Genomic DNA, 26,122 nt, shown 5'->3' with positions numbered 1-26,122 from the left:
CGCCATGAGCAGCCCAGGATCCCTCCCCGTCGTGCCGCAGCCGGACTCCGATTCACTGCGGGATCCGGCGCTGTACATCAACCGCGAACTCTCCCAGCTGGATTTCAACTTCCGCGTTCTGGCGCAGGCGCTGGACCCGCAGGTACCGCTGCTGGAGCGCCTGCGCTTCATGTGCATTTCCTGCACCAACCTGGACGAGTTCTTCGAAATCCGCGCCGCGGCGGTGCGCCACGCGCAGGAGTTCGGGCTGCCGCCGGCGCCGGACGGCATGAGCCCGCAGGCGATCCTGACCGCCATCCATGACCGTGCCGCAGAATTGGTGGACCAGCAGTACCGCTGCTGGAACGAAGTGCTGCGCCCGGCACTGCAGGACGCCGGCATCGGCGTGCTCGGCCGCCATTCCTGGAACCACCGCCAGAAGCGCTGGCTGCGCGCTTACTTCCGCAACGAGATCATGCCGGTGCTGTCGCCGCTTGGGCTGGACCCGGTGCATCCGTTCCCGAAGATCCTCAACAAATCACTGAACATCGTGGTGGTGCTGAAGGGCGTGGATGCGTTCGGCCGCAGTGGCCACCTGGCGATCGTGCGCGCACCGCGCTCACTGCCGCGCATCATCGAACTGCCCGAATCGCTGGGTGAAGGCCGCAACTTCGTGTTCCTGTCCTCGATGCTGTCGGCGTTCGTCGACGAGCTGTTCCCGGGCATGGAAGTGGAAGGCGCCTACCAGTTCCGCGTCACCCGCAATTCCGAACTGGTGGTGGACGAGGAAGAAGTCGAGAACCTCGCGCTGGCGCTGCGCGACGAGCTGGTGGACCGTGGTTACCGGCCGGCGGTGCGGCTGGAGATCGCCCAGGACACCCCGCGCGACATCGTGCGCACGCTGCTGCAGAACTTCGGCCTGACCGAAAACGCGGTGTATTACATCGATGGACCGGTCAACCTCAACCGCGTCATCCAGTTGTACGACGTGGTGCCGCGGCCGGACCTGAAGTACCCGCCGATGACCCCGCGCACGCTACGCGATGGCGACGGCATCTTCGAAACGGTGGCCCGCCAGGACGTGCTGCTGCACCACCCCTTCGATGCCTTCACCGCGGTGCTGGATGTCATCAAGCAGGCGGCGATCGATCCGAACGTACTGGCGATCAAGCAGACCCTGTACCGCACCGGCAAGGATTCGCTGATCGTGGAGGCGCTGATCCAGGCCGCCCGCAACGGCAAGGACGTGACCGTGGTGGTGGAGCTGCGTGCGCGCTTCGATGAAGAGGCCAACCTGGGCCTGGCCGACCGCCTGCAGGAGGCCGGCGTGCAGGTGGTGTACGGCGTGGTGGGCTTCAAGACCCACGCCAAGATGCTGCTGATCGTGCGCCGCGAAGGCCGCAAGCTGCGCCGCTACGTGCATTTGGGCACCGGCAATTACCACAGCGGCACCGCGCGCGCGTACACCGACATCAGCCTGATCACCGCCGATGCGGACATCGGCAACGACGTGCACCTGCTGTTCCAGCAGCTGTCCGGTCTGGCATCCAAGGCCAAGCTGAAGCACCTGCTGCAATCCCCGTTCACGCTGCACACCGGGGTGCTCAAGCGCATCGAGCGCGAGAAGGCGATCGCCGAATCCGGACGGCCGGCGCGCATCATCGCCAAGATGAACGCGCTCAACGAACCGCAGGTGGTGCGCGCGTTGTATGCCGCCTCGCAGGCCGGGGTGCAGATCGACCTGATCGTGCGCGGCGCCTGCACGCTGCGCCCCGGTGTGCCGGGCGTGTCGGACAACATCCGCGTGCGCTCCATCGTCGGCCGCTTCCTGGAACACAGCCGGGTCTACTGGTTCGGCAACGCCGGTGCACCGGAACTGTACTGCGCCAGCGCGGACTGGCTGGAACGCAACCTGCTGCGGCGCGTGGAGACGGCCTTCCCGATCCTCGACCCGGCGCTGGCACGACGGGTGTACCGCGAGGTGCTGCAGAACTATCTGGATGACAACCTCAACGCCTGGGAACTGCAGGCCGACGGCCGCTACGTGAAGCTGGCACCGGCGCACGACGAAGCTCCGCATTCGGCGCAGATGGGCCTGATGCAGGGCCTGTGAGCGCCGCTGGTCCGGCAACGTGAAGAAGGCGCGGTGACGAGCGGCACCCGCCTTCGGCTACCATTCGAACATGCCGCACACATCGACTTCCCCGACCCTGCAAGATGGCGACCTGCTGGCCGCCATCGACATCGGCTCCAACAGTTTCCACATGGTCATCGCCCGCTACACGCTGGGGCAGCTGCGGGTGGTCGACCGCCTGCGCGAGACCGTGCGCATGGCCGACGGCCTGGATGGCAAAGGCGGCCTATCCAGCGAGGCGCGACAGCGCGCGCTGGAATGCCTGGCCCGCTTCGGCCAGCGCATCCGCGATGTGCCCTCGCACCGCGTGCGCGCCCTGGCTACCAACACTGTCCGCCAGCTGCGCTCGCCGCAGGCGTTCCTGATGCCGGCCGAAACCGCGCTGGGGCATGCCATCGAAGTGGTCAGCGGCCGCGAAGAGGCGCGCCTGATCTACCTGGGCGTGGCGCACGCGCAGCCGCCCAAGGCCGACCAGCGCCGGCTGGTGATCGACATCGGCGGTGGCTCCACCGAGTTCATCATCGGCTCGGGCATGCAGACCCTGGAACGCGAAAGCCTGCAGGCCGGTTGCATCGCCAGCACGCGGCGGTTCTTCCCGGGCGGCAAGCTCAGCCGCAAGCGTTGGAAGGATGCGCTGGCTGAAATCGGCCGCGAATTCCAGCCATTCGCCAGCAAGTACCGGGCGCTCGGCTGGGACGAGGCGCTGGGGTCTTCGGGCACCCACAAGGCGATCAGCGAGATCTGCGCGGCGATGAAGCTGAGCAAGGGCGCGATTACCGCCGAGGCGCTGCCGCAGCTGCGCGATGAACTGCTGAAGGCCAAGAAGATCGATGACATCGTGCTGCCCGGACTGGGCAGCGACCGCCGGCCGATCATCGCCGGTGGCGTACTGGTGCTGGAAGCCGCCTTCCAGGCGCTGGGCCTGCAGAAGCTGCTGGTCAGCAAGGCGGCCATGCGCGAAGGCATCCTGTATGACATCGTCGGCCGCGCCGGCGAGAATGATCCACGCGATGTGTCGGTGCATACGTTGACAGTGCGCTATGACATCGACGTGGCGCAGGCTGATCGCGTGCAGAGCACGGCCCTTTCGCTGTTCGACCAGGTCCGGGACAGCTGGAAGCTTGAGGCCGATGATGCCCGCATGCTGTCCTGGGCCGCGCGCCTGCATGAGATGGGCCTGATGATCGCGCACAGCGGTTACCACACCCACGGCAGCTACCTGCTGGAAAACTCGGACATCGCCGGGTTCTCCCGGCAGGAACAGCAGATGCTGGCCGCGCTGGTTCGCACGCACCGCCGCAACGTGCCCAAGAGCGCATTCGAGGCGCTCCCCGAGCGCCTGGTAGTGCCGGCGCGCCGGTTGGCCGCGTTGCTTCGCCTGGCCGTGCTGGTCAACCGCGCGCACGAATCCACGCCGCTGCCGGTACTGGAAATCACCGCGGAGGACGACCGGCTATCGTTGATCGTGCCGCAGAGTTTCATCGATCCACGGCCGCTGCTGCGTGCCGACCTGATCGGCGAAGTGGACGGCATGACCGGCCTGGGGCTGCAGTTCAAACCGTTCGTGGCCTGAGCCAGGAGCGCGGGCAACGGCAATGGCAACAGCTGCAGGGCTGCTTGCTGGTGGGGCGGGGTGGCTGTGCAGGACACGCCGTGAATCCGTCCATGGAGGCTCGCTTTTCGCATCCATGCGAAAAGACGGTCCTGCACAGCCACCCCGCCCCGCCCTCGACAGGTCCATGGCGGCCATGGAACCTTCGGTAGCGCCGACCCATGGTCGGCGGAATGTTCCCGCCAACGGCCCGCTGCGCTCGCCGACCATGGGTCGGCGCTACCGATGACAGTAGCCCATCTGGGGGAGGAAGCCCCTGAGTCAGGGGCGGCCGCGAAGCGGCGGGGTGTGGGTGCTGGTGAGACGGGGCCTGCGGTTTGCGAAGCAAAGCGTGGGAGCGGCAGCGCGAATGCGATGACGCGGACCCGCGCCATGGATGGCGCGAAACGAGGCCCGCAGGAGCGGCTTTTGCCGTCCCCCGCACAGTCCCACCGCCCGGCCCGCCCCAGATGCAGCTCCAAAGCCACCCGCGAGGGGGTCCCACCCGTTCGCCCGGTAACGCGACGGTCGCAATCCGGTCATGCCCGGGACATGCCCAACGACGAGCATGCGCACAAACGGGAGAGCCCCATGCGCTACGCGATCGTCACCGAGACCTATCCTCCGGAAGTGAACGGCGTGGCCCTGACCGTGCAGGGGTTGGAGATGGGCCTGCGCAACGCCGGGCACGAGGTCGACCTGGTGCGACCGCGCCAGCACGCCGACTGCGACGCCGAGCTGCTCGACGGCACGCTGCTGGTTCCCGGTGCCGCCCTGCCGCGTTATCCCGGCCTGCGCTTCGGCCTGCCCGCGCCTGTCCGGCTCGGCCGCCAGTGGCAGGCCCGACGTCCCGATGCGGTCTACATCGCAACCGAAGGCCCGCTGGGCTGGTCCGCCCTGCGCTGCGCGCGCCGGCTCGGCATCCCGGTCGCCACCGGCTTCCATACCCGCTTCGACGAATACCTGCCTGACTACGGCGTTGCATGGCTGCAGGCCGCCGCGCTGCGCTGGATGCGCCGCTTCCACAACCAGGCCGATGCCACCCTGGTGCCCACCCGGGAACTGCAGGATTTCCTCGCCGGCGAAGGCTTCGAACGGGTCCGCCTGCTGGCCCGCGCGGTGGACAGCCAACAGTTCGATCCGGCCAAGCGCGATCCGGCGCTGCGCGAAGAATGGGGTATCGAGGGGAATGGTTTTGCCGCGATCTACGTCGGGCGCATCGCCGCGGAAAAGAACCTGGGTCTTGCGGTGAAAGCCTTCCGCCGGCTGCAGCAGCAGCGCCCCAAAGCCCGCTTCGTGCTGGTCGGCGATGGACCGGCCCGCGAAAAACTGGCCCACGACAATCCTGATTTCCTGTTCTGCGGCGTGCAGCGCGGCGAAGCGCTGTCGCGCCATTTCGCCAGTGGCGACCTGTTCCTGTTTCCCAGCCGCAGCGAGACGTTCGGCAACGTGACCCTTGAAGCCATGGCCAGTGGACTGGCCACGGTGGCCTTCGATTACGGCGCCGCGCGCGAATACCTGCGCGATGGCGAGAATGGCGCGGCGGTGGATACCGACGACCAGTTCGTCGAAGCCGCGCTGCGCTTTGCCGGCGATGACACACTGCGCGCCAGCCTTGGCCAGCAGGCGGCGCGGGACATGAAGCGCCTGCATCCGCAGCAGGTGGTGGCCGAATTCGATGCCCTGCTGTCCGAACTTGCCCACGCCCGGAGGCTGCATGCGCACCACGCCGCTTGACCTGTTGATCGGCCGCGAAACCCGCTGGTGCCGCCGTGCCAACCTGTACTGCCGCCGCCGTCGCATGCGCTCGCTGTTCGCGGTGATCAGCCGGCTGGGTGATGGCGTGTTCTGGTACGTGCTGATGGGGGCGCTGGTGTTGCTGGATGGCATGGAAGGGCTGCGCGCCAGTACCCACATGGCCGCCACCGGCTTGGCCGCGCTGTTGCTGTACAAGGGGCTCAAGCGCTGGACCCGGCGCCCGCGGCCCTACAAGGCCGATCTGCGCATCCGCGCCTGGGTGGCCCCGCTGGACGAGTTCAGCTTCCCCTCCGGCCACACCCTGCATGCGGTCTCGTTCACTGCTGTCGCCCTGTTCTATTACCCGTGGCTGGCGCCGCTGCTGGTGCCGTTCACGCTGGGCGTGGCGGCATCGCGCGTGGTGCTGGGCCTGCATTACCCCAGCGATGTACTGGCCGCCACCGGTATCGCGCTGCTGCTGGCGTGGGCCAGCCTGGGATGGCTGCCGTTGGGCGCGTGATCCCCATCCCCACACGCATCGGAGGTCTTGCCTACAATAGGCGCATGACCACGCTGTTCATTTCCGATCTGCACCTGGACGCGAGCCGTCCGGCCATCACCGATCTCTTCCTTGCCTTCCTGCGCAGCGAAGCGCTTGAGGCGGACGCGCTGTACATCCTGGGCGATCTGTTCGAAGCCTGGATCGGTGACGACACGCCTTCACCGGCGGCCGATGCGGTGGCAGCGGCGCTGAAGGAGGTGTCCGATGCCGGCGTGCCGGTGTACTTCATCCGCGGCAACCGCGACTTCCTGCTGGGCGAGCAGTATGCCGCCCGCGCCAGCATGCGCATCCTGCCCGACCCCAGTGTGATCGACCTGTATGGCACGCCGGTGCTGCTGCAGCATGGCGACCTGCTGTGTACCGATGACCTGCCTTACCAGCAGTTCCGCGCGCAGACCCGCGACCCGGCGTTCCAGGCCCAGTTCCTGGCCCAGCCGCTGGCCGCGCGCATCGCGTTCGCGCAGAAGGCACGCGATGCCAGCCAGAGCCGCCAGTCGGAAATGAAGCAGGGAGATCGTGCACAGTTCGAAACTGTCACCGATGTGGCACCGGCCGAGGTGGATGCGACCTTTGTCCGCTTCGGCGTGGACACGATGATCCACGGCCATACCCATCGCCCCGCTGTGCATTCGCTGATGGCAGGCGACCAGACACGCACCCGGATCGTGCTGGGCGACTGGTATGAGCAGGGTTCGGTGCTGCGGGTCACCCCCGAGGGGATGTCGCTGCAGGCACTATGATGCCTCTGCTCAGCGGAAACCGGCGATCTTCGCGCGGGTGAGTTCCAGCACACGGCGGTTATCCGCTTCATGGCGGTTACCGGTGGCTTGGCCTTCGTACGACAGGTCCGGGCTGGACCAGTACGGAATGCGCCGGCAGCCGGTCGGGCAGTCGTAGGACATCACCGTCCGCCACCCGAGCGCACGCGGCGGCTGGTACCAGTACCCATGGCCGAAGGCGAACGGGACCCCCGCCGGATCGCGCTTGATGTCGTGCCGGGCGCCTGCCAGGTGGCCGATTTCATGGGCAAGGACATAGCCTCCCGTGGCGCACTGCTCCAGCACGGCAATGAACGCGTGGTCGGCGTCGGCCCCGATCTGATCGGCGAGTCCGCAGGCAAACGCACGGTTCATCAGCAGCACCACGACATCGGCCGCGTGCTGGTCGCGCAGCGCGTGCACCTCGTCCATGTAGCCGTCGCCAGGCGAGCGCAGGCGCCTCACGTCCTGCTCCATGTTGCCGCTCTCCACATAGGGCGTGACCACATACCCCGCCAGCTCCACGTCCATGTCCACGCCGCTGCGCTGGTAGGTGAGGTTGGATTCGGCGATGGACAGTTCGGCCAGTGCCCGCAGGTCGCCGGGGTAGCCGGCCACCGCCTCGGCCGTGGCTACCACGAGCAGCCGGATCCTGCTGGTCGGCGCAGTGCCTGCCGGGGCGGCGGCGGCTGCCTTCTGCGGCCCCACCGGGATGTCACCCGGAGGATGCATCGGCAGTTGGCGGGTGGCCAGCGGCAGGGTCTGGTGCCGGCCACCGCCGACCGGAACGATGCGCCACAGGTCTTCGCCCAAATGCACGACCGCGGTGATTCCAGCAGGGGATCGCACCAGGCTGAGCTCGCCCGCGGCAGCCTGTCCGGTGGCGTCCCAGCTGCCGCTCCATGCCACATCGCCGGTAGGCAGCGCGCGGGACTGTTCGCGTCGCACGGCGACCGGCCGCCCCTCGATCTGGAGCGTCAGCGCCGGTGTCCCGGCATGCAGCGCGGAAGCCTCGACGTCCTGCAGTTCCAGCATCGGGGGAGCGGCAGAGGCCGAGGAGCCACCGGCCAGCAGCAGTCCGGACAAAAGAAGGTAGTGGACCATGATGATCTCCAGGAAGCATTCCGACGATCCAGCGCCCCACACCAGGCGCTGCAGACGTCGGCTTGCGTGGAAGCATTACGCGTCGATGAAGGCGCCGCTTCCATCAGGAAACGTCTTCCTTGGACCCTCTGTGGAACCGAACCGAATGTCATCCGGGCGCTGCTGCGCGCCACGCCCGGAGGCGTGACGCTGGGATACCCCGCCCTGCACCGAAGTCAACGCACGCTCAACGGAAGCCGGCGACCACGTACTTGCGCTGCGCCAGCACCCGCTGGTTGTCCGCCGTGGCCGCATCACCGGTGCGGGCGCCGCCGTAGGTGATGTTCGGGTTGGACCAGGTATTGATGCGCGTACAGCCACCTGGGCAGTCGTAGGACATGATGGTGCGGAAACGCTCGCCGCTGCCCAGGCTGAACTGGTAGCCGTGTCCGTAGGGATACGGCGAGCCGGAGGCGTTGGCACGGTCATGGTTGGCGCCCAGCACGTGGCCGACTTCGTGGGCGAAGGAATAATTGCCGGTGGCGCAGCGCCAGCCGACAACGGCGAAGGCATGCGAGGCCGGCGCGTTGAGATAGCCCACGCCACATGCATCCTTGCCGTCGGTCAGCATCACTACGACATCGGCCCGGGCAGCATCGCGCAGGGCGTGCACTTCATCCAGCTGGCCGTCGCCCGGGTTCTGCAGCCGCCCCAGGTCCTCCCCCATGCGCCCATCAGGGAAGCCGGTCGTGCGGTAGTCGGCAAGCTCCATGCGGATGTTGGTCCAGCCATTCCTGAACCCCTCGTTGGATTCGGCCACGGCCAGTTCGGCCTTCGCCCTCATGTTGCCGCCGTAGGCGTTGATGGCCCCCTGGGTGGCAATGACCAGCACCCGGATCGTCGCCCAGCCGCCCGGATCTCCGCCACGGACCTGCGCGTCCGGCGCGTCCGGCGGCGGCGCCGGCAGCGACGGCATTCCCAGCGGATGCAGCGGCGGCAACCCGCGCTCGTCCACCTTGACCAGCGCGTGTCCCCCGTCACCCACCGGACGCACGTCATAGCGCTGCTGGCGGTGTCGGATGGTCCCGGTAACGCTGCCGTCGACCGCGCGCACCAGGATCACCGATGCAGGCGCCGCAGCCCCTTGCGCAGACACGGCGAGCGGCGCGGCAGCATCCTCCTCGGCGCCATACCAGACCACGCTGCCATCGGCCGTCGCTTCTTCGCGGAGGCGGCGAACCTGCAGCACCCGCTCGCCCAGCGGCAGCTCCAGCCGATCACCGGACAGTGCGGCAACGTTCATGCGCAGCGCCTGCACGACATCCGTGCTGGGATCGGCCTGCAGGCGGGCCCACTCGGCGTCTGTGCCGGCATGTAGGGCAGGCCCTGCAGCAGGTTCGAACAAGGGCGATGCAGCGGCACCTCCGCTCACCAGCAGGGCCAGCGCGGTCGCGAGCGGCGTGTAATTCGAATAACGGGACATGGTCTGTTCTCCAAAGCGGATTCCCCTGTAACCGACGCCTCATCAATGGGCCGCAGATCGACATGGCGCCAGATGCGTAGCCGTCACGGCCGAGCCGGTGTACCGATTCCATGGCAACGGCGAACCGTGATGTCCGTGGCGGCATTCCACGTGGGCAGGCAACCGAACCGATGTCCGCCAGCAACGTGACCGGTGTGGCAATACAGACGTGTCCCCGTGGTCGGCACCACCGGCCTGCCCGGGTTCCCTTGCACCCGGCCCCGCGCTACTGTCCGTGCACGGGAGGGTGGTCATGAGCACAGTGCGAGGGGACGGCAGCGCACGCGATAGCGGCCTGCTACGGGTTGGCCTGTTCTTCGACGGCACGCGCAACAACGCACTGAACCTGGCGCGCGGGCGCGGTCCCGGCGGCGGCCGCCCCGCTACGCCGCAGGCGTTGGCGCCGGTATGGCAGGCCGACGACGCCTCGCCCTACCACAGCCGCATCACCAGCAGCTTCAACAATGGGCTGACCAACGTAGCGCGGCTGCATGCGCTGTACCCCGACGGTCGCGTGGCAGGCACGGCCACGCCATCGGTGGCGATCTATACCGAAGGCACCGGCACCCGCGAAGGCCAGGCTGATGACCTGATCGGACTGGCCTTCGGCGTGGGCGCCAGCGGTGTCCGCGCGAAGATCAACCGCGCCCTGCAGGCCCAGCTTCCCGCTGCGCTGGCACAGCTGGCACGGCACTGGCAGCAGCCGCTGCGGGCCATCCGGGTGGACCTTTTCGGGTTCTCGCGCGGTGCCGCGGCGGCACGTGATGTCGCCAACCAGATCGCGGCCTGGGATTCAACGCATTGGCAGGGACTGTTGCGCGAAGCCGGCCTGCGCGTGGATCCGGCATTCGCGCTGCCCCGCCCGGTGATCGGCTTCATCGGCCTGTTCGATACCGTAGTGGCGATCAGGGGCGGCCGTGCCGATGAAGCGCCACGCCTGCATCTGCCTGCGGAGATTGCCGGCAAGGTGCTGCAGCTGAGCGCGCGCGACGAACATCGCGAGCACTTCGCCCTGACCACGGTGGCGCCGGACCACGAAGAAATCAGGCTGCCCGGCGTACACGCCAACATCGGTGGCGGCTACGACCAGACGGAAGAAGGGCCCAAGCTGCTCACCCGCCCACGCAGCCAGCAGGTGCGGCGGCACGGGCTGGATGACTTCGCCCTTCCCCCTGCAGACTGGCTGCATCGCACCGAAAGCCACCAGCGCGCGCTGGCCGAAGCCGTCCGCTGGCAGCAGCAGCTGGGGCTGGGCGCCGATGCGGTATGGGTGGACACGTGGCATCAGTGGGTACGTCAACGCCAGGCAGGCAGCCGCAGCGCGCTGCCCGCGCCGACCTTGTTCGTGTATTCGGCGGTGGTACTGAAGCGCCCGATCGACTGGCGTTACCAGCTGATCGCGCTGCGCCTGATGCATGCGCGTGCCGCGGCGGCGGGCGTGCGCTGGACGGACGCACCCGATGCCTCCATCGACAGCGCATTGCCGACAGACCTGCGCGACATCGCTACGGCATTGATGGCCGGCACGGCGCTGGAGCCGGCGCAGGAACGACTGTTGAAACAGCGTTACCTGATGCAGTCGGCACACTGGAATTTCGACGCGCTGGGTGACACCGCACTCACCTACGCCGCCGATGCCGGGGTCAGCGAGCTGCCGTATCGACCCGGCCCCGGACTGTTCTACATCAACCGCCCCACCGCCGATGGCCAGCGCGTCGTACTGCGCAACGCCTGAGGCCCGCTATCCGGCGCGCTCGGCCTGTTCCATCAGTTCGGCCAGTTCGTCGGCATCGAAACCGGCCAGCAGGCGCGCTTCGATGTTGAACGGACCGTGCAGGTAACCGCCGGCGTAGTCGGCCAGCAGTTCCTTGAAGCGGGCACGCGGTTCCACGCCGGCCCGGTCGCAGTACCAGCGGTACCAGCGGGTACCGGCTGCCACGTGGGCGACTTCTTCGCGCAGGATGATCTCAAGCACGTCGGCGGTCTGCTCGTCGCCGCAGCCACGCAGTTTGGCGATCAGCCCCGGAGTGACATCCAGGCCACGCGCTTCAAGCACGCGCGGCACCAGGGCCATGCGCGCCAATCCGTCGTGGGCGGTCTTCTCGCACATCTCCCACAGCCCGTTGTGGGCGGGGAAATCGGCATAGTCATGGCCGTGCGCCTGCAGCCGTTCGCGCAACATCAGGAAATGCCGCGATTCGTCGTCAGCGCAACTGACCCAGTCAGCGTAGAAGGCCGACGGCAGACCCCGGAAGCGGTAGACCGCATCCCACGCCAGGTCGATCGCGTTGAGTTCGATATGCGCGATGGCATGGATGAAACGTGCGCGCCCTTCCGCGCCGCCCAGCTTTCGCCGTGGCACATCGCGCGGGTGCACCTGCTGCAGGGTGGCCGGACGCCCGGGCATGCGGATCGGCGCCGGCGCCGGCGGATCGGCCGGCAGCTTCAGCCGACCGGCACGGAAGGCCGCAGCATGGGCCTGGGTCAGCGCGACCTTGCGCAGCGGGTCGGCCTCGGCCAGGCACTGCTGCGCGGCGCGCAGCAGGTCACCGGCGACGTCGGAAGCATCGACGTCGCATGGGGCCGTGGCGCTCACGATCAGGCGCGGCGCTTGTGCTTGGCGTCGTCCGAACGCAGTTGCTGGATGCGCTCGAAGTAGCCCGGCTCGATGCCGGTCGGGTAATGCCCGTTGAAGCACGAGGAATCGAAGTTCTGCAGTGCCGGGTTGCCTTCGCGCACCGCCGCTTCCATGTCTTCGATGTCCTGGTAGATCAGCCAGTCGCAACCCAGGTGCGCTTCGATTTCTTCCACGCTGCGGTTGTGCGCGACCAGCTCTTCGGCGGCCGGCATGTCGATGCCGTAGATGTTCGGGTAACGCACCGGCGGGGCGGCGCTGGCCAGGTAGACCTTGCGGGCGCCGGCGTCGCGCGCCATCTGCACGATCTGCTGGCTGGTGGTGCCGCGCACGATCGAGTCATCCACCAGCAGCACCACCCGGTTGCGGAACTCCAGGTGGATCGGGTTGAGCTTGCGGCGCACGGATTTCACCCGCTCGCCCTGCCCCGGCATGATGAAGGTACGGCCGATGTAACGGTTCTTGATGAAGCCTTCGCGGTACTTCACCCCGAGCGTGTTGGAGATCTCCAGCGCGGCATCGCGCGAGGTGTCCGGGATCGGGATGATGGTGTCGATGTCGTGGTCCGGGCGCAGCCGCAGGATCTTCTCGCCCAGCTTGATGCCCATGCGCATGCGCGCCTTGTGCACCGACACGTTGTCGATCATCGAATCGGGGCGCGCGAAATACACGTACTCGAAGATGCACGGGGTGTGTTCGGCCGGCTCGGAGCAGATTTCCGAGAACAGTTCGCCGCGCGCGGTGATCACCAGCGCTTCGCCCGGCTGCACGTCGCGGATGCGCTGGAAGCCCAGCACGTCCAGCGCGGCCGATTCGGAGGCCACGATGTATTCATCGCCTTCGGCGTGGCTGCGCTTGCCCAGCACCAGCGGGCGGATGCCATGCGGATCGCGGAAGGCGACCAGGCCCAGGCCCAGCACCACGCTGACCACCGCATAGCCCCCCTTGCAACGGCGGTGCACGTGCGAAACCGCACGGATCGCCGCTTCCGGGCTGAGCTGCTTCTGTGCATCCAGTTCGTAGGCGAAGATGTTCAGCAGCACTTCGCTGTCCGAATCGGTGTTGACGTTGCGGCGGTCCTGTTCGAACACCTGGCGACGCAGGTCTTCGGTGTTGATCAGGTTGCCGTTGTGCGCCAGCGCGATGCCATAGGGCGAGTTGACGTAGAACGGCTGCGCCTCGTCCATGCCTTCGGAACCGGCGGTGGGATAGCGCACGTGGGCAATGCCGACGCGCCCTTCCAGGGTGGACATGGTGCGCGCATCGAACACGTCGCGGACCAGGCCGTTGGCCTTCTGCACGCGCAGGCGGGTGCCGTCGACGGTGGCGATGCCCGCCGCGTCCTGGCCACGATGCTGGAGGACGGTCAGGCCGTCATAGAGCTGCCCGGCCACGTTCTGGTTGCCGACGATTCCGACGATGCCACACATGTTGCGTAATCTCCGCTGGGCTGCGCCCATCTACAGGGATGTTGGCCGTGCCTGGCCGGGGGAGCCGCCTTACGGGACAGCGGCAGGATCTGGACGCTCGGGCGCCGACTCGATGTTCGCGGGCAGTGCCGGGGCGTTCGCGGACTCGCTCGCCGCGCCCCTGGCCGGGTCCACGTTACGCGGCCATCCGCGTCCCGCCACCACCTCGCCGAGGACACCATTATCGCCTGTCGCGGTCGGCTTTCCCAACAGGCTTTCAGCAAATGGGGACGAACCGCTGGACGGCAAGGGCAAGCCAGCCGGTACCAGCCCATCCAGCGACGATGGCAGGCCCTTGGGCACCATCCGCTCGAGGTTCTGCATCGGCCATGAAACATCCGGCAGCTGGGCATCCATCCACCCCACCACCGGCTGCAGCGCCGCACGCAGGTAGGACTGCTGCCAGGCCGGTTCGGCGGTGAGCGGGGTGAAGGTGGCCATCAGCAGCAGCACCGCGCTGATGAAGCCGCCACGCACCAGGCCCAATGCGCCGCCCAGCATGCGGTCGGCGCCGCCCAGCAGCGCCATGCGCAGCCCGGCGCGGACCAGCATGCCCAGCACGGTGACCGCGATCAGCACGGCGAGGAACACCGTCACATAGCCGCCCACCAGATGGCCGTTGCCCGGCTGTGCCGGCGCTGACCACAGGTGTGCGACGTCATTGCCGAACAGGAAGGCCGCCCAGCCGGCCAGCAGCCAGGACAGCGTGCCGACCACGATGCCAACGAAGCCCCGCACGAACCCCAGCAGGGTCGAGATGGCGATCACGCAGGCCAGCACGATGTCGATCATGCGGGCGGGTTTCCTTGGGCGTCCTGGCCGGGAATGGGCATCAGGGGTGCGGTCTGACCATGCCGGCCACGCCGACCCGGGCGGCGACCTGCGCCTTCAGCTGGTCGGCCTCGGCACGGTTGGCGACCGGCCCGACACGGACCCGGCTGAGCACGCCTTTGTCAGTGCGGACCTGATCGACGAAGGCGCTGAAGCCGGCCGCGCGCGCTTTATCGCGCAGGGCGTTGGCATCGGCGGCCTGGCCGAACGCGCCCAGCTGCACGGCGAACCCCACGCCGCTGGCGGCCGGGGCCGCTGGCGCCTTCACCTCAGGCTTCACTTCCGGCTTGGCCACCGGCGCAGGCGTTGCCGGCTTTGCGGCGACCGCCTTGGTGTCCGGCGCAGGGGTCGGGGTCGGCTTCGGTTCGGGCTTGGGTGCCGGCGCGGCAGCCGCTGCGGAGGGCGTGGTTTCCGGTAGCGCCTGGGTCTGCACCGGGTTGCCGCCCAGCGGCGTGGTGGTGGCGGCCGGCGCCTGCGCGGTCGCGGCGGCGCCGTCACCGTTGGCATCCAGGGTGACTACTTCGGCACGCACGTCGCTGCGGATCTTCACGGCCTGCAGCCGGGCCGATTCGGCCTGTGCGCGGTCAACGAAGGGGCCGACGCGGACACGCCACGCTTGCTTGCCGTTGATCGTGGCGGTCTCGCTGAAACCGGGCAGCTGCGCGCCCTTCAGGTGGGCGATCACCGCATCGGCATCGGCCTTGCTCGCATAGGCACCGAAGCTGACCGCGAAATTGCCGGCGGCCACGGCCGGACCGGTATCCACCGTGGCGGCGGCAGTGGCGGCAGCTTCCTGCAGCGGCGCGGCGCCGCGCAGGCCACTGTCACCTCCCGCGGGAGCGGCCAATGGCAACTCGCGTGTTTCGAACTGGGCATTGGCCGGCGCACCGGGCACTTCCAGCGGCACGCTGTCGGCGGTGCTGTTGCGGGCAGGGCCGGTCACCAGCATCGGCAGGAAGATCACGGCAAGGGCCACCAGGACGATGGCACCGATCAGACGCTGTTTCAGGGACGTATCCACGGATGGCAGGCAACAGGTGGGAACTGCCGATGATTATACGGTCCTGCCGTGATGCAGCGTCGGCAACGGCTGAACGCGGCTCAGGTGGCGGTCTGCAGCCAAGCCAGCGCTTGGGCGGCGGTATGGAAGGAACCGAACACCAGTACGCGGTCTCCCTGCACTGCCTGCGCCAGCACCTGGGCCAGCGCGTGGGCCACCGTATCGGCCTGTGAAGCATCCGCGGCAACGGTTCCGGCGAGTCGGGCCGCCAGCGCGGCGGCGTCCTGGCCGCGCGGGCCTTCCAGCCCGGCCAGCGTCCATTCGCTCACGGCCTCGCCCAGCGCCTGCACCACGCCGGCCGCATCCTTGTCCTGCAGGCCGGCATACACCGCCAGGGTGCGCCCGCTGACAGGTTCGGCCTGCAGCGCGCGGGCCAGCGCGGCGGCCGCCTGTGGGTTGTGGCCCACGTCGACCAGCACCTTGATCCCATCACGCTCGACGCGCTGCAGCCGGCCGTCGATGCGCGCGGCGGCGATGCCTTCGGCGTAGGCGGCGCGTGGCAGCGAACAGCCGGGCGGCAGCTCCAGCGAACGCAGCGCGGCAATGGCCGCACCGGCATTGGCCAGCTGCACCGGGCCGGCCAGCGAAGGCATCGGCAACTCAAGCCGCACGGCGACATCGCGCCAGGCCCAGGTCTGCGCGTCCAGTGCTTCGTTGAAATAATCGCTGCCGGCGCGGATCGCATTGGCACCGATCAGATAGGCCCGCCGCAGCACGCTGGACGGCGGATCGATCTCGCCCAGCACGGCCGGCTTCCAGCCACGCAGGATGCCGGCCTTTTCGGTGCCGATGCTTTCGCGGTCAGCGCCCAGCCAGTCGGCGTGGTCGATGTCCACGGTGGTGATGACGGCCACGTCGGCGTCGATGAGGTTCACCGCATCCAGGCGCCCCCCCAGCCCGACTTCCAGCACCGCCAGGTCCAGTCCGGCCTGCGCGAACAGGTAGAAGGCCGCCAGCGTGCCGTATTCAAAGTAGGTCAGCGTGGTATCGCCACGCGCGGCTTCGACCGCGCTGAAGGCCGCCACCAGTGCCTCGTCGCTGGCTTCTTCGCCATTGATGCGCACGCGTTCGTTGTAGCGCAGCAGGTGCGGCGAGGTATAGGCGCCGACCTTCCAGCCGGCGGCACGCGCGATCGCTTCGACGAAGGCCACCGTGGAGCCCTTGCCGTTGGTACCGCCCACCGTGATGGTGCGCTGCGCAGGGGCACCCAGCTGCAGGGCGGTGGCAACGGTGCGCACGCGCTCCAGTCCCATGTCGATGGTGGCCGGGTGCTGGCGCTCGATGAAAACGAGCCAGTCGCTGAGCGTAGTGGGCAGTGCAGTCACGGTGGGACGTCCAATCGATTAGGTTACAGGGCGCGGTGCTTGGCTTCGCCGAAGAACGGCGTGTGGTGGGCGCAGTCGTTCATGCGCACCACTTCGAGTTGTTCGATGTCTGGACCTTCCAGCAGGTTCAGCGTGGTCGGCGCCTGGCGGAAGCTCCACAGGCGGCTGATCGGCAGGCCGAGGATCCGGCACAGGATGACCCGGTTCACCGCATCGTGGGCCACGACCAGCAGGGTGTCGTCCTCGCCGAGGCCTTCGGCGGCACGCGTCAGGCCACGCCAGCTGCGGTCCAGCACCAGGCGCAGCGATTCGCCGCCCGGCATCAGCACGGTGTCCGGTTCTTCGCGCCAGGCGCGCAGCCGTGACGGGTCTTTTTCATGGATCTCGCTGGCCAACAGGCCCTCCCACTCACCGTGGGCGATTTCCTGCAGCTCCGGTTCGGTCAGCAGCATGTCGGCGCGGGCGCCGAGTGCCAGCTGCGCGGTGCGCTGCGCGCGTGACAGCGGCGAGGCCACCGCACGGGTGATGTCCACGGACTTCAATCGTTCGCCAAGCGCCTGCGCCTGGGATTCGCCGATCGGCGACAACGGGATATCGATCTGGCCCTGGTAACGGCCTTCGGCGTTCCACGGCGTTTCGCCGTGACGGGCAAGCAGGATGCGCATGCGGGGTACGGGTCCTTGGGGGGAGGAGATCCGGCGTTTCGTTCACGTCCTGTGAAACCACGCCGGAGCGCCATCATACCTGCTCCGCCTGAAGCCCCGCCGTGGGAAAACAGGGCGGATCCCGTGGGAATCCGCCCCGTGACCGCTTACTTCGCCAGGTTCAGTTCTTTCAGCAGCTGCGGCGCCGGCGCCACCTCCTGCATGATCCACTGCATGTAGCGGCTGTCCACGGCGATCATGCGGGTCATGACCGGATCAAACACCCAGTTGGAACTGACCGATTCCCAGTTGCCATCGAAGGCCAGGCCGACCAGCTTGCCGTGCGCGTCCAGCACCGGCGAGCCGGAGTTGCCGCCGGTGATGTCCAGGTTGGACAGGAAATTGACCGGCACCGAACCGACGCGCTTGTCTTCCAGGCCGCCATACCGCTTTGCCTTGACCGCATCGAGCAGCGCCTTCGGCGAATCGAACGGGTCTTCGCCGGTTTCCTTCGCCACGATGCCTTCCAGCGTGGTGAACGGGGTGTAGTTCACCCCGTCCTTGCCGTAGCCCATGACGTTGCCGAAGGTGATGCGCAGCGACAGGTTGGCGTCGGGATAGACGAATCCGCCCTGGCTCTTCTTGTAGTCCGCCACGGCCTGCAGGTAGAGCGGGCGCGCGCTGAGCGACTCACCTTCGCGGATCTTCTTCTGCTCTTCCTGCTTCAGCAGCGCCGGCATCATCGCCACCGCGTACTGGATGGCCGGATCGGTGCTCGCTTCGAATGCGGCGCGGTCGGCGGTGAGCCACTTCAGGCGCTCATCCAGGCTGCCCAGCCGGGTGGCACCCAGCTTGTTGACCAGTGCCTTGACCGCGTTGGCATCGCTGCCGCCCAGCCACTGGTTCAGCACCGCATTGTCGCGCTGCGCGGCCGGCAGGGCCACGTACTGGTCCAGCCAGTACTGCTGCAGCTGCTGGTCCATCTTCGCCACGTAGCGGCGGTCCATCTGGCGCACGCCGCCTTCGATGGTCGGCAGGTCACGCTGCTGGTAACCGACCTCGCGCTCGGCGTCTGGCTTGCTGCGCTCAATCGCGGTGCGGTACAGGGTGATCGCCGAACCGACGGCAGAGGTGTTGTTGAACTGGTTGACGAACAGGTCACGCTCGCGCGTGCTGCGGCCGGTTTCCAGGTGCTTGAGCAACTGCGCATGCGCGGCCAGCGCTGGCTTGCCAGCGGTGCCCTGCTGCTTCAACCAGGCCAGCACCTGCGCCTCTTCGGCCTGCTTCTGGCCGGCCGCGTCGATACGCTTGAAGCCTTCCAGCTGGCCGGCGTAGTTCTTGGCGACGTTGTTCATGCTGGCCGCGGTGGCGGCGTACTTCACCTTGACGTCGGCGTCGGCCTTGCCGGCATCTTCGATCAGCTTCAGCACGGCGTTGTAGTGACGGGCGATGGTCGGATAGGTCCAGTCGGCGGTTTCGTTGAATTCGCCAGCCAGTGCGTAGCGGTTGGTGCGGCCCGGGTAGCCGGCCACCATCACGAAGTCATCGGCACCCAGCGGCTGGTCGGCGAACTTCAGGAAGTGCTTGGGCTGGTACGGCACGTTGTCGGCCGAGAACGCCGCTGGCTTGCCGTCCTTGCCCACGTAGGCGCGGTAGAAGGAGAAGTCACCGGTATGGCGCGGCCACATCCAGTTGTCGATGTCGCCGCCGAACTTGCCGACGCTGCCCGGGGGGGCGTAGACCAGCCGCACGTCCTTGATTTCCAGGTTGCGGAACAGCCGGTAGGTGTTGCCACCGGAGAAGCTGTACAGGCGGCAGCGGAAGCCGGCGTCGGCCTCGCAGGCGGCCACCTGCGACTTGTCGAACGCATCCAGTGCGCGGGTGCGGGCCAGCGGATCCTTGCCGGCCGCGGCGATGGCAGCCTTGGCCTGGGCGGTCACATCGGTGATCTGGTCGAGCACGTACACGCGGGCGTTCGGGCCGGCGCTGAGTTCGTCGCCGGTCTTCGGGGCGTTGAAGCCGTCCTTGATCAGGTTCTTTTCGGCGGTCGAATTCAGCTGGATGGCGCCGTAGGCGCAGTGGTGGTTGGTGACCACCAGGCCCTGCGGGGAGACGAAGCTGGCGGTGCAGCCGCCGAGGGCGACCACCGCGCCCATCGGGTCACCGGTCAGGTCGGCCAGCTGTTCGGCGGACAGCTTCAGGCCGGCCTTCTGCAAAGGGCCGGCGATTTCCGGCAACTGCTGGGGCACCCACATGCCTTCTGCGGCATGGGCGACCTGGGCCAGGCCAAGGCTGGCGACGATGGAGAAAGCAAGCAGGTTCGAGCGCATGAAGCGGCCCTTGGGTAATGGAACCGTCGATTCTAGCCCGCCTTCGACTGGTCCATGGCGGCCTCCGGTAGCGCCGCCCCATGGTCGGAGGCCTGCGTGCCGGGCGGGCCTCAGAGTCAAAAGCGGGCTGCGTGCTGGCGGGACGGGGTGGCTGTGCAGGACACGCCGCAAGTACGTCCCTGTAGGCTCGCTTTTCGCATCCATGCGAAAAGACGGTCCTGCACAGCCACCCCGCCCCGCCTTCGACAGGTCCATGGTGGCCATGGGACCTGCGGTAGCGCCGACCCATGGTCGGCGGATTCTGGAGGAATGGGGTCTGATGGATTCCGCCGACCCATGGTCGGCGCTACCAGACCGCCACCCTAGGGGCCGTCGCAAGCGACGTTGGCAGCGGCTCCTGCCGCTGCCTTCGGCGCTACCGTTTTTTTTGCTTTTTTTTACGCGGGTGGGAGCCACCGGAACCTGTCGGGGGTCGGGCGGGGAGGCTGTGCGGGGCCTTGAGCGGCAGGAGCCGCGAAGAGCTACATGGACGTACTTGCGCGTGCCCCGCATAGCCTCCCCGCCCGACCCAACCCAGCTCCAGCTTCAAAGCACCCGCGAGGGGGTCTCACCCGTTCGCCACACCCAACGGGTGCTTCACCCGTGCGGGATTAGGCTGGATACCCATATCCCCCGTGGAGGAAGCCCCATGGCCACCGGATGGGCACAGGACGGCGCCGTGCAGGACCAGATCGACGCCACCGTCGACGATGCCATCGCCCGCGCCCGCAGCCAGCTCAAGCAGGGCCCCGGCCTGGAACACTGCGAAGAATGTGGCGCCCCGATCCCTCTGGCACGCCGCCAGGCCGTGCCCGGCGTCCGCCTGTGCGTGTCCTGCCAGCAGGCCCACGACGAAGACGAAAACGCCCAGTCCGGCTACAACCGCCGCGGCAGCAAGGACAGCCAGCTACGCTGAACCAGCAGCGTCCTCCCAAAGCTCGCGGACGCACCCCGCCGACACATGGTGAGCCGATTCGAGGCGGAAAGAGTGGGAGACAGATGGGGTCAGAGTCCTTTCGCTACGCGAAAGGACTCTGACCCCTGCCTTTGTATTTTTATTACGCGGGCGGCGGCCCCAGGAACCTGTCAGAGGGTCGGGCGGTGGGGCTGGGCGGGGGCGTTGAGCGCCATGGATGGCGCGAAACGAGGCCCGCATGGACGCAGCTTTTGCCGTCCCCCGACCAGCCCCACCGCCCGGCCCACGCCAGTTGCAGCAATAGAAGCCACCCGCGAGGGGGTCCCACCCGTTCGACAACCCCTCAACCGTCGCCCTGGATCCCACCCGGCGCCGTGGAAGGATCCCGCCACCGCCGCACGGTGCGCTGGAAGAACAGGTTGTTCGGCAGCTGCAACACCGTGCCTTCGTGTCCCTCGCCGGTTTCCTGCAGCGTGGTGTAGATCAGGTTCACGTCGATCACCCGGCCCTTCAGCCCCGGCTTCTCGCCGTTCTCCAGCACCTCGATGTAATCGTGCAGGCGGAACGGCCGCGTGGTGAAGATCAGCAGCGTGCAGAAGATGTTCGACAGCACGCTCCAGGCCGCGAAGAACGCCACCGCGCCCACCGCCGCAAAGCCGGTGAAGGCTGTCCACAGCACCGTTCCGGACGTGCCCAGGATGCGCAGGATCACCAGCAGCGCACCGAAGTAGATGACGAAGGTCGTGATCCGGCGCGCGCCCATCACCATTTCCGGCGGAAGGGTGTAATGCGCAGCGAAGCGGCGGATCAACCGTCGCAGCACCAGCTTCAGCAGCCACGCGGCCAGCAGCGTGGCCAGTACCAGCAGGACCATCTCTGCTTGTTCCAGCCAGGCATGGGCCCACGGCGGCAGGTACTTTTCCATCGAACAGACATCCGGTAACGCAGGGGGAGGTCGATGTTACCTGCGCCCGGCCCGGGGATCGACCATCGCCATGGCGCCGGGCAGGTCGGCACAGGCCGCCACTACGCCGTGCTGCAGCAGGCAGGCGCGGTTGCCCTGCAGGCGCACCTGCAGTTGCAGGGGATTGCCCTGCAGCAGGCCGCAGACGAGGATGGCAAGCAGGCCGCTGGCGGCGGGGGTGGACATGGGCCTTCTCCGTGGCCGGGGTGGCCGCTGGGTACCTGGCTTGGATGCAGGCGGGGACCGAAAGGTTTAACGCCACCTCCCGCTCAGCCGCTTTAAACCTTTTCCGCGGGCGCCGCATCCAAGGGTCATGCTCGACACGCTCACGCCCGCACTTGATACAGACCGGCCTGGCTACGACGAACCGGCGGTGGTGCGGGCTGCCGCCGCGGGCGATGTGGCCGCCTACGAGCAGCTGTACCGGCGGTATGCGCCGCGCCTGTTCGCGGTGGTGTGGCGGTTGTGCGGCGGCCAGCAGGCACGTGCCGAAGACGCGCTGCAGGAAGCGTTCCTGCAGGCTTGGAAAGCGCTGCCGGCCTTCCGGATGGACAGCAGCATCGCCACCTGGCTGCATCGGCTGGCGGTCAACGCCGCGTTGATGGAGCTGCGCGCACGCAGCAACCAGGCCCACGACAGCCTGGACGATGCGGACCTGGACCTGCCGGAAATGCACGTGCATGACCGTTGCGCCGGGACCGAGCGCGACCTGGAAAGGGGGCTGGCCACCTTGCCGCCGCGCGCGCGCGCCGTGCTGGTACTGCATGACATCGAAGGCTGGAAACACAGTGAGATCGCCGAACAGCTGCAGATGGCGGTCGGCAGTTCGAAGGCACAGTTGCATCGAGCATGCGGCCTGCTGCGCGCGCGCCTGGGAGACATGACATGACCCACGAAGACCCCCGTATGACCGACGACACCGACCACACCGACGATGCGCTGCAGCAGCGCCTGCGCGCGCTGCCAAGGGAGCTGGCGCCGCCAGGTGACGGTTGGGCACGGTTGCAGGCTGCGCTGCCGCCGCGGCCGGCGATCGTCGCCGCCCCGCTGCGCACGCTGGGCCACGGCCGCTCCGCACGGCGCCGCCTGCGCTGGGCAGTGCCAGCCGGCGCGGCATTGGCCGCCAGCGTTGCCTTGTACTGGGTGGCGCCGATGACGAGGCAGCTGCCATCGCAGACGCCGGCTGCGCCCAGCGTGCTGCAGCAGCAGGCCAGCGCGATGAGCGCCGATTACCAGCAGGCCATCGCAGCGCTGCCACGGGTCGATGCGCCTGAGTGGCGCCCGGCGCTGCGCGAGCTGGACGACAGTGCCCACCAGATCCATGCCGCGCTGGCGCAGAGCCCGCGTTCGCGCCACCTGCTTGAACAGCTTCAGCGCACCTATGCGCTGCGGCTTGAACTGACCCGGCAGGCGGCAACGTCCGCTACCGGCCTGCCCAGCTGATCCGATCCAACAGGAGAATCATGACCATGAACGCTTGTTTCCTACGCCGCCCGCTGCTTTTCGCCGCGTTGGCGCTGCTGTCCCTGCCGGCGTGGGCGGACACCCGCGTCGATGAGCGCCATGCCATCGCCAGTGGCGGGCGGGTCGAATTGAGCAACATCGCCGGCAAGGTGGTCGTACGCGGCTGGGACCGCAGTGATGTGCAGCTCACCGGCACGCTGGCCGAGGGATTGACCCTGAAGCAGGAAAAAAGCGCCAACCGGGTGCGTTGGGAAGTGCAGTACCCGCGGCGCAGCAACAGTGGCGGCGCCACGCTGGAACTGCGCGTGCCGCGTGCGGTGGAGCTGCAGCTGGGTACGGTGAGCGCCGGCCTGGACATCAGTGCGATCGACGTCAAGCGCCTGCAGGCAAACACGGTCAGCGGTGACCTGCGCGCTGCCGGTCGCAGCGGCGAGAGCACACTCAACACCGTCAGCGGTGATATTGACGCGCAGGTGCAGACCCCCCGCATGGACGCGCGGACGGTGAGTGGCAGCATCCGGGCCGCTGGTGGGTTGTCCGGCGAAATCGGCGCCACCTCGGTGTCGGGCCGGGTTGGCGTGGAGGCCGGGCGCACCCAGCGCATGGTGGTGGAAACCGTATCGGGCACGGTCGAGCTTTCCGCGGCGGCCTTGGCACCGGGCGGGCGGATCAGTGTGGAATCGGTCAGTGCGCCGATCTCCCTGCACCTGCCGCGCAACGTGTCCGCGCAGCTGTCGGTCAACAGTTTCAGTGGCTCCATCCAGAGCGACGCCGGCAAGGTGGAACGGCCGCGTTACGGGCCTGGCAGCTCGCTGGATACCCGGTTGGGCAATGGCGATGGGGACATCAGCCTGGAATCGCATTCCGGTGGCGTGCGGGTGCGGCTGGATCGCTGACCCGTTGGCAGGGGCCAGCCTTGGCCGGCCGCGGCGGTGATGCCGCCGCGGTCGCCGACGCGGTCAGCTGGCTTTCTTCAGCGACCAGGTGTTGCCGAGGACTTCGATCTTGCCGCCAGCCTTGCGGAACGCGGCCAGGTCGGCGGCGATGCTGTTGCTGCTGGGCGTGGAGGATGAACCGCCCTTGCGCTCGTTGCGGATGGTGTTGCTGGCCTTCGCGGGGGTCTTTGCCTTGCGGGGCATGGGTGCTCCTGTCAGGTGGAAGGGTGGGGAGGGGTCCAGGCAAGTGCCTGGTGCTGGTAATCCTGCCGTTCACGCTGGCAGTCATCGCCGCCCATCTCGAACTGGCGACAGATGGCGGGGCGCTGCGTATAGATGGAACAACGCAGGTGATACGGGTCGATGGCTGCGCACCAGCCTTCTTCGTTCTGCGCCATGCGGCGACCGCCGTGGCCGTCGCTTTCAACGAACCAGATGGGGACGTCATCGCCCGGCATCAACCACACCGGCATACGGCAGCACACCGCGTCACAGCGACGACAGTCGATGGAGGAGGGGGTCTGCTCAGGTTGTAAGGCCTCGTGGGCCTTCGTAATGCCCAAGGATGGTCTCGATCGCGGCTCGGAGCGGGTGCGTGGTCATGGCAGCGCCAAGGAAAGCATGGCCACAGGGCCCGCAGGGGGCGGCTGCGCACTGGAGAGCGCGGCGTGCGCCACAAGGGCGCACGTCAGCGGTAAGCGCAGGTGAATGTCAAGCCGGTCGAGTTTAACGCGGATCGTGCGGAGATATGTTAATGCGAACCCGCTGCGGCCAGCGCGAGGCCCTGCACGACGCCGAAGGAGGCGTCGCCATGCACCTGCCGCGCCTCCGGGAAGGCGTCTGCGGCGGCCTGCCGCAGGTAGCCGGCGCGGGACATGCCGCCGGTCATGAACACCGCATCCGGTGCCTGGTCGATGTCCTGGCGGACCTGGTCGAGCAGCTCGCGCAGCTGGCCAAGGTAGCCGTGCGCGGCCTGCCCCAGGCCCTCGGCGGAGGTTTCCGCCTGCAGGTCCTTTTCGATGAACGGCAGCGGACTGGCATGCGCGGCAGCGCCACTCAGGCTGATCTTGGCGCGTTCCACCTCACGGTACAGGCGTGCGGTGTTGCCGGTGTCCTGCAGCGCCTGCAGCCGGCTGCCATAGGGGTCTTCGACGTGGTCGTAGCTGTGCTGGCGGAAGTCGCGTTGGCGGGTCATGTCCTGCACCATCGCCGCTTCCACGTAGTGGTGGGTCGGCACCCGGGTGATGCCACGGCCGAACAGCGGCATGTAGGCGGCCAGGCTGAGCGCCAGATCGATATCGGTACCGCCGCGGGCGATGCCCCAGGCGCGGTGGATGCGCGGCGGCTCGCCCCCGCCCACGCGGGCATGGGCGATGTCGGTGGTGCCGCCGCCGATGTCCACGATGATCGCCTCGTGCGGCTGCCCACTGGTGGCGTGGTAGTGCATGGCGGCAGCGGCGGGCTCTTCCATGAAGGCCACTTCGTCGAAACCGGCGCCCAGCGCGGCTTCGCGCAGGATCGCCAGCGCCTGGTCGTTGCCGGCATCGCCGATGGAACTGCGGAACTGCACCGGCCTGCCCAACAGGGCTTCGCGCACCGGTGTGCCCAGCTGCGCGCTGGCGGTGAGCCGGATGTGTTCCAGGATGTGGGTGGCGATCCCGGTGATGGTCTGGCGAGCGCGCGGATGCAGGTTGTAGCCGAGCATCGATTTCGGGCTCTGCACCAGGTTGCCTTCGTTCTCCTCGAAGTACGCTTCCAGCGCGTCATCGCCATACACCGCGTTCTGCAGCAGCTGGCTGGAACTGCGCGGCTCGGCCATGCGCTTTTCCATCCACTGGCGGCGCAGCGACAGCAGTGCTTCGCGGCGCAGGGCTTCGGGCGGGCGGGCCTGGCCGTTGGCACGTGCCTGGGCGGCGGCCGCTTCGATCAGCGCCTGCAGCTCATGTTCCTGGCCGGGTTCCAGCTTGAACTCACCGGGGTCCTGCATGATGCCGGGGAAGTACACCGAGGTGCGGAACTGGTCGGCGTCGCCGAAACGGATCGGCTGTACCTGGCCATCGCGGACGATGGCTGCGGCGGAGTTGCTGGTGCCGAAGTCGATGCCCAGGCGCATGGTGGGATTCCGCTGTTTCGAGGGCCGCGCA

24 protein-coding genes are annotated in these 26,122 nt (G+C 67.9%); 10 read left to right on the top strand and 14 right to left on the bottom strand.

Annotated features, from left to right (window positions below; translation table 11 throughout):
• Nucleotides 1–4: 4 nt before the first annotated feature.
• From ppk1 to lpxH, 5 genes are all read left to right on the top strand, one after another.
• Nucleotides 5–2,092, top strand: a complete 2,088-nt coding sequence (gene ppk1 / locus SOM47_RS07295; protein WP_042614800.1) for a polyphosphate kinase 1 — start codon at nucleotides 5–7, stop codon at nucleotides 2,090–2,092.
• 70 nt (nucleotides 2,093–2,162) lie between these two features.
• A complete protein-coding gene (ppx, locus tag SOM47_RS07290; protein WP_042614799.1) occupies nucleotides 2,163–3,686 on the top strand; it encodes an exopolyphosphatase in 1,524 nt (507 codons plus the stop codon).
• 609 nt (nucleotides 3,687–4,295) lie between these two features.
• A complete protein-coding gene (locus SOM47_RS07285; RefSeq protein ID WP_320505209.1) occupies nucleotides 4,296–5,441 on the top strand; it encodes a glycosyltransferase family 4 protein in 1,146 nt (381 codons plus the stop codon).
• Nucleotides 5,422–5,961, top strand: coding sequence for a phosphatase PAP2 family protein (locus SOM47_RS07280; protein WP_320505208.1), 540 nt, complete (start codon nucleotides 5,422–5,424; stop codon nucleotides 5,959–5,961). Before SOM47_RS07285 ends, SOM47_RS07280 begins: the two co-directional genes overlap by 20 nt.
• Before the next feature lie 44 nt (nucleotides 5,962–6,005).
• On the top strand, nucleotides 6,006–6,743 hold the full coding sequence (gene lpxH / locus SOM47_RS07275) for a UDP-2,3-diacylglucosamine diphosphatase (protein WP_320505207.1): 738 nt from the start codon (nucleotides 6,006–6,008) through the stop codon (nucleotides 6,741–6,743).
• A gap of 9 nt (nucleotides 6,744–6,752) precedes the next feature.
• On the opposite strand, the gene SOM47_RS07270 is transcribed toward lpxH, so the two are convergent.
• Together SOM47_RS07270 and SOM47_RS07265 are read right to left on the bottom strand one after the other, a co-directional pair.
• Nucleotides 6,753–7,865: a M12 family metallo-peptidase gene (locus tag SOM47_RS07270; RefSeq protein WP_320505206.1), complete on the bottom strand. Its 1,113-nt coding sequence runs from the start codon at nucleotides 7,863–7,865 to the stop codon at nucleotides 6,753–6,755.
• Between the two features lie 226 nt (nucleotides 7,866–8,091).
• On the bottom strand, nucleotides 8,092–9,327 hold the full coding sequence (locus tag SOM47_RS07265) for a M12 family metallo-peptidase (RefSeq protein ID WP_320505205.1): 1,236 nt from the start codon (nucleotides 9,325–9,327) through the stop codon (nucleotides 8,092–8,094).
• Between the two features lie 292 nt (nucleotides 9,328–9,619).
• Here SOM47_RS07265 and SOM47_RS07260 point away from each other — a divergent pair, with 292 nt between their 5' ends.
• On the top strand, nucleotides 9,620–11,101 hold the full coding sequence (locus SOM47_RS07260) for a T6SS phospholipase effector Tle1-like catalytic domain-containing protein (RefSeq protein WP_320505204.1): 1,482 nt from the start codon (nucleotides 9,620–9,622) through the stop codon (nucleotides 11,099–11,101).
• A gap of 6 nt (nucleotides 11,102–11,107) precedes the next feature.
• Here the strand turns inward: SOM47_RS07260 and SOM47_RS07255 are convergent, their stop codons facing one another.
• The 7 genes from SOM47_RS07255 to SOM47_RS07225 form a co-directional block, all read right to left on the bottom strand.
• A complete protein-coding gene (locus SOM47_RS07255; RefSeq protein WP_320505203.1) occupies nucleotides 11,108–11,962 on the bottom strand; it encodes a ferritin-like domain-containing protein in 855 nt (284 codons plus the stop codon).
• A gap of 2 nt (nucleotides 11,963–11,964) precedes the next feature.
• Nucleotides 11,965–13,431: an amidophosphoribosyltransferase gene (purF, locus tag SOM47_RS07250; protein WP_042615489.1), complete on the bottom strand. Its 1,467-nt coding sequence runs from the start codon at nucleotides 13,429–13,431 to the stop codon at nucleotides 11,965–11,967.
• A 69-nt stretch (nucleotides 13,432–13,500) separates the two neighbouring features.
• The gene (locus tag SOM47_RS07245; RefSeq protein WP_320505202.1) at nucleotides 13,501–14,262 is read right to left on the bottom strand and encodes a CvpA family protein; all 762 of its coding nucleotides are present in this window, start codon (nucleotides 14,260–14,262) and stop codon (nucleotides 13,501–13,503) included.
• 40 nt (nucleotides 14,263–14,302) lie between these two features.
• Nucleotides 14,303–15,322, bottom strand: coding sequence for an SPOR domain-containing protein (locus SOM47_RS07240; RefSeq protein ID WP_042615491.1), 1,020 nt, complete (start codon nucleotides 15,320–15,322; stop codon nucleotides 14,303–14,305).
• Between the two features lie 80 nt (nucleotides 15,323–15,402).
• A complete protein-coding gene (folC, locus tag SOM47_RS07235; protein WP_042615492.1) occupies nucleotides 15,403–16,686 on the bottom strand; it encodes a bifunctional tetrahydrofolate synthase/dihydrofolate synthase in 1,284 nt (427 codons plus the stop codon).
• A 23-nt stretch (nucleotides 16,687–16,709) separates the two neighbouring features.
• A complete protein-coding gene (locus SOM47_RS07230) occupies nucleotides 16,710–17,351 on the bottom strand; it encodes a histidine phosphatase family protein (RefSeq protein ID WP_042615493.1) in 642 nt (213 codons plus the stop codon).
• Nucleotides 17,352–17,497: 146 nt separating this feature from the next.
• Nucleotides 17,498–19,660: a S46 family peptidase gene (locus SOM47_RS07225; protein ID WP_320505201.1), complete on the bottom strand. Its 2,163-nt coding sequence runs from the start codon at nucleotides 19,658–19,660 to the stop codon at nucleotides 17,498–17,500.
• 688 nt (nucleotides 19,661–20,348) lie between these two features.
• Here SOM47_RS07225 and SOM47_RS07220 point away from each other — a divergent pair.
• Nucleotides 20,349–20,615: a DksA/TraR family C4-type zinc finger protein gene (locus SOM47_RS07220; protein ID WP_320505200.1), complete on the top strand. Its 267-nt coding sequence runs from the start codon at nucleotides 20,349–20,351 to the stop codon at nucleotides 20,613–20,615.
• A 343-nt stretch (nucleotides 20,616–20,958) separates the two neighbouring features.
• Here the strand turns inward: SOM47_RS07220 and SOM47_RS07215 are convergent, their stop codons facing one another.
• Nucleotides 20,959–21,540 carry a mechanosensitive ion channel family protein gene (locus tag SOM47_RS07215; RefSeq protein WP_042615092.1) on the bottom strand — a complete coding sequence of 194 codons (582 nt, stop codon included), beginning with the start codon at nucleotides 21,538–21,540 and terminating at the stop codon, nucleotides 20,959–20,961.
• A 36-nt stretch (nucleotides 21,541–21,576) separates the two neighbouring features.
• Nucleotides 21,577–21,765 carry a hypothetical protein gene (locus tag SOM47_RS07210; protein ID WP_320505199.1) on the bottom strand — a complete coding sequence of 63 codons (189 nt, stop codon included), beginning with the start codon at nucleotides 21,763–21,765 and terminating at the stop codon, nucleotides 21,577–21,579.
• A 127-nt stretch (nucleotides 21,766–21,892) separates the two neighbouring features.
• Here SOM47_RS07210 and SOM47_RS07205 point away from each other — a divergent pair, with 127 nt between their 5' ends.
• Genes SOM47_RS07205 through SOM47_RS07195 form a run of 3 tightly spaced genes read left to right on the top strand, consistent with a single transcriptional unit; the run spans nucleotide 21,893 to nucleotide 23,939 of the window.
• Nucleotides 21,893–22,468: an RNA polymerase sigma factor gene (locus tag SOM47_RS07205; protein WP_320505198.1), complete on the top strand. Its 576-nt coding sequence runs from the start codon at nucleotides 21,893–21,895 to the stop codon at nucleotides 22,466–22,468.
• Entirely contained in the window at nucleotides 22,465–23,022 is a 558-nt protein-coding gene (locus SOM47_RS07200; RefSeq protein ID WP_414715775.1) for a hypothetical protein, read from the top strand. Before SOM47_RS07205 ends, SOM47_RS07200 begins: the two co-directional genes overlap by 4 nt.
• A gap of 26 nt (nucleotides 23,023–23,048) precedes the next feature.
• The gene (locus SOM47_RS07195) at nucleotides 23,049–23,939 is read left to right on the top strand and encodes a DUF4097 family beta strand repeat-containing protein (RefSeq protein WP_320505197.1); all 891 of its coding nucleotides are present in this window, start codon (nucleotides 23,049–23,051) and stop codon (nucleotides 23,937–23,939) included.
• A gap of 63 nt (nucleotides 23,940–24,002) precedes the next feature.
• Here SOM47_RS07195 and SOM47_RS07190 read toward each other — a convergent pair whose 3' ends face one another.
• The 3 genes from SOM47_RS07190 to SOM47_RS07180 all read right to left on the bottom strand — a co-directional run bounded on the left by SOM47_RS07190 (nucleotide 24,003) and on the right by SOM47_RS07180 (nucleotide 26,091).
• Nucleotides 24,003–24,182 (bottom strand): hypothetical protein, encoded by a 180-nt coding sequence (locus SOM47_RS07190; RefSeq protein WP_042615088.1) that lies wholly within the window; start codon nucleotides 24,180–24,182, stop codon nucleotides 24,003–24,005.
• A gap of 11 nt (nucleotides 24,183–24,193) precedes the next feature.
• On the bottom strand, nucleotides 24,194–24,487 hold the full coding sequence (locus SOM47_RS07185; RefSeq protein ID WP_080335250.1) for a YkgJ family cysteine cluster protein: 294 nt from the start codon (nucleotides 24,485–24,487) through the stop codon (nucleotides 24,194–24,196).
• 242 nt (nucleotides 24,488–24,729) lie between these two features.
• Entirely contained in the window at nucleotides 24,730–26,091 is a 1,362-nt protein-coding gene (locus SOM47_RS07180; RefSeq protein WP_320505196.1) for an Hsp70 family protein, read from the bottom strand.
• Nucleotides 26,092–26,122 lie beyond the last annotated feature (31 nt).

This window comes from Stenotrophomonas sp. CFBP8980 (genome assembly GCF_034046095.1).
Taxonomy (GTDB): Bacteria; Pseudomonadota; Gammaproteobacteria; order Xanthomonadales; family Xanthomonadaceae; genus Stenotrophomonas; species Stenotrophomonas lacuserhaii.
Note: the sequence above shows the minus strand (reverse complement) of the source record. Positions and strands in the feature narration are given on the sequence as shown.

Excerpts from the sequence above, each read along its gene's own strand:
- SOM47_RS07230 (WP_042615493.1), bottom strand. The coding sequence starts at position 17,351 with ATGCGCATCCTGCTTGCCCGTCACGGCGAAACGCCGTGGAACGCCGAA.
- SOM47_RS07205 (WP_320505198.1), top strand. The coding sequence starts at position 21,893 with ATGCTCGACACGCTCACGCCCGCACTTGATACAGACCGGCCTGGCTAC.
- SOM47_RS07260 (WP_320505204.1), top strand. The coding sequence starts at position 9,620 with ATGAGCACAGTGCGAGGGGACGGCAGCGCACGCGATAGCGGCCTGCTA.
- SOM47_RS07245 (WP_320505202.1), bottom strand. The coding sequence starts at position 14,262 with ATGATCGACATCGTGCTGGCCTGCGTGATCGCCATCTCGACCCTGCTG.
- ppx (WP_042614799.1), top strand. The coding sequence starts at position 2,163 with ATGCCGCACACATCGACTTCCCCGACCCTGCAAGATGGCGACCTGCTG.
- SOM47_RS07270 (WP_320505206.1), bottom strand. The coding sequence starts at position 7,865 with ATGGTCCACTACCTTCTTTTGTCCGGACTGCTGCTGGCCGGTGGCTCC.
- ppk1 (WP_042614800.1), top strand. The coding sequence starts at position 5 with ATGAGCAGCCCAGGATCCCTCCCCGTCGTGCCGCAGCCGGACTCCGAT.
- SOM47_RS07280 (WP_320505208.1), top strand. The coding sequence starts at position 5,422 with ATGCGCACCACGCCGCTTGACCTGTTGATCGGCCGCGAAACCCGCTGG.
- SOM47_RS07225 (WP_320505201.1), bottom strand. The coding sequence starts at position 19,660 with ATGCGCTCGAACCTGCTTGCTTTCTCCATCGTCGCCAGCCTTGGCCTG.
- SOM47_RS07180 (WP_320505196.1), bottom strand. The coding sequence starts at position 26,091 with ATGCGCCTGGGCATCGACTTCGGCACCAGCAACTCCGCCGCAGCCATC.
- SOM47_RS07265 (WP_320505205.1), bottom strand. The coding sequence starts at position 9,327 with ATGTCCCGTTATTCGAATTACACGCCGCTCGCGACCGCGCTGGCCCTG.
- SOM47_RS07190 (WP_042615088.1), bottom strand. The coding sequence starts at position 24,182 with ATGCCCCGCAAGGCAAAGACCCCCGCGAAGGCCAGCAACACCATCCGC.
- SOM47_RS07220 (WP_320505200.1), top strand. The coding sequence starts at position 20,349 with ATGGCCACCGGATGGGCACAGGACGGCGCCGTGCAGGACCAGATCGAC.
- purF (WP_042615489.1), bottom strand. The coding sequence starts at position 13,431 with ATGTGTGGCATCGTCGGAATCGTCGGCAACCAGAACGTGGCCGGGCAG.
- SOM47_RS07210 (WP_320505199.1), bottom strand. The coding sequence starts at position 21,765 with ATGTCCACCCCCGCCGCCAGCGGCCTGCTTGCCATCCTCGTCTGCGGC.
- SOM47_RS07215 (WP_042615092.1), bottom strand. The coding sequence starts at position 21,540 with ATGGAAAAGTACCTGCCGCCGTGGGCCCATGCCTGGCTGGAACAAGCA.
- lpxH (WP_320505207.1), top strand. The coding sequence starts at position 6,006 with ATGACCACGCTGTTCATTTCCGATCTGCACCTGGACGCGAGCCGTCCG.
- SOM47_RS07285 (WP_320505209.1), top strand. The coding sequence starts at position 4,296 with ATGCGCTACGCGATCGTCACCGAGACCTATCCTCCGGAAGTGAACGGC.
- SOM47_RS07195 (WP_320505197.1), top strand. The coding sequence starts at position 23,049 with ATGAACGCTTGTTTCCTACGCCGCCCGCTGCTTTTCGCCGCGTTGGCG.
- SOM47_RS07200 (WP_414715775.1), top strand. The coding sequence starts at position 22,465 with ATGACCCACGAAGACCCCCGTATGACCGACGACACCGACCACACCGAC.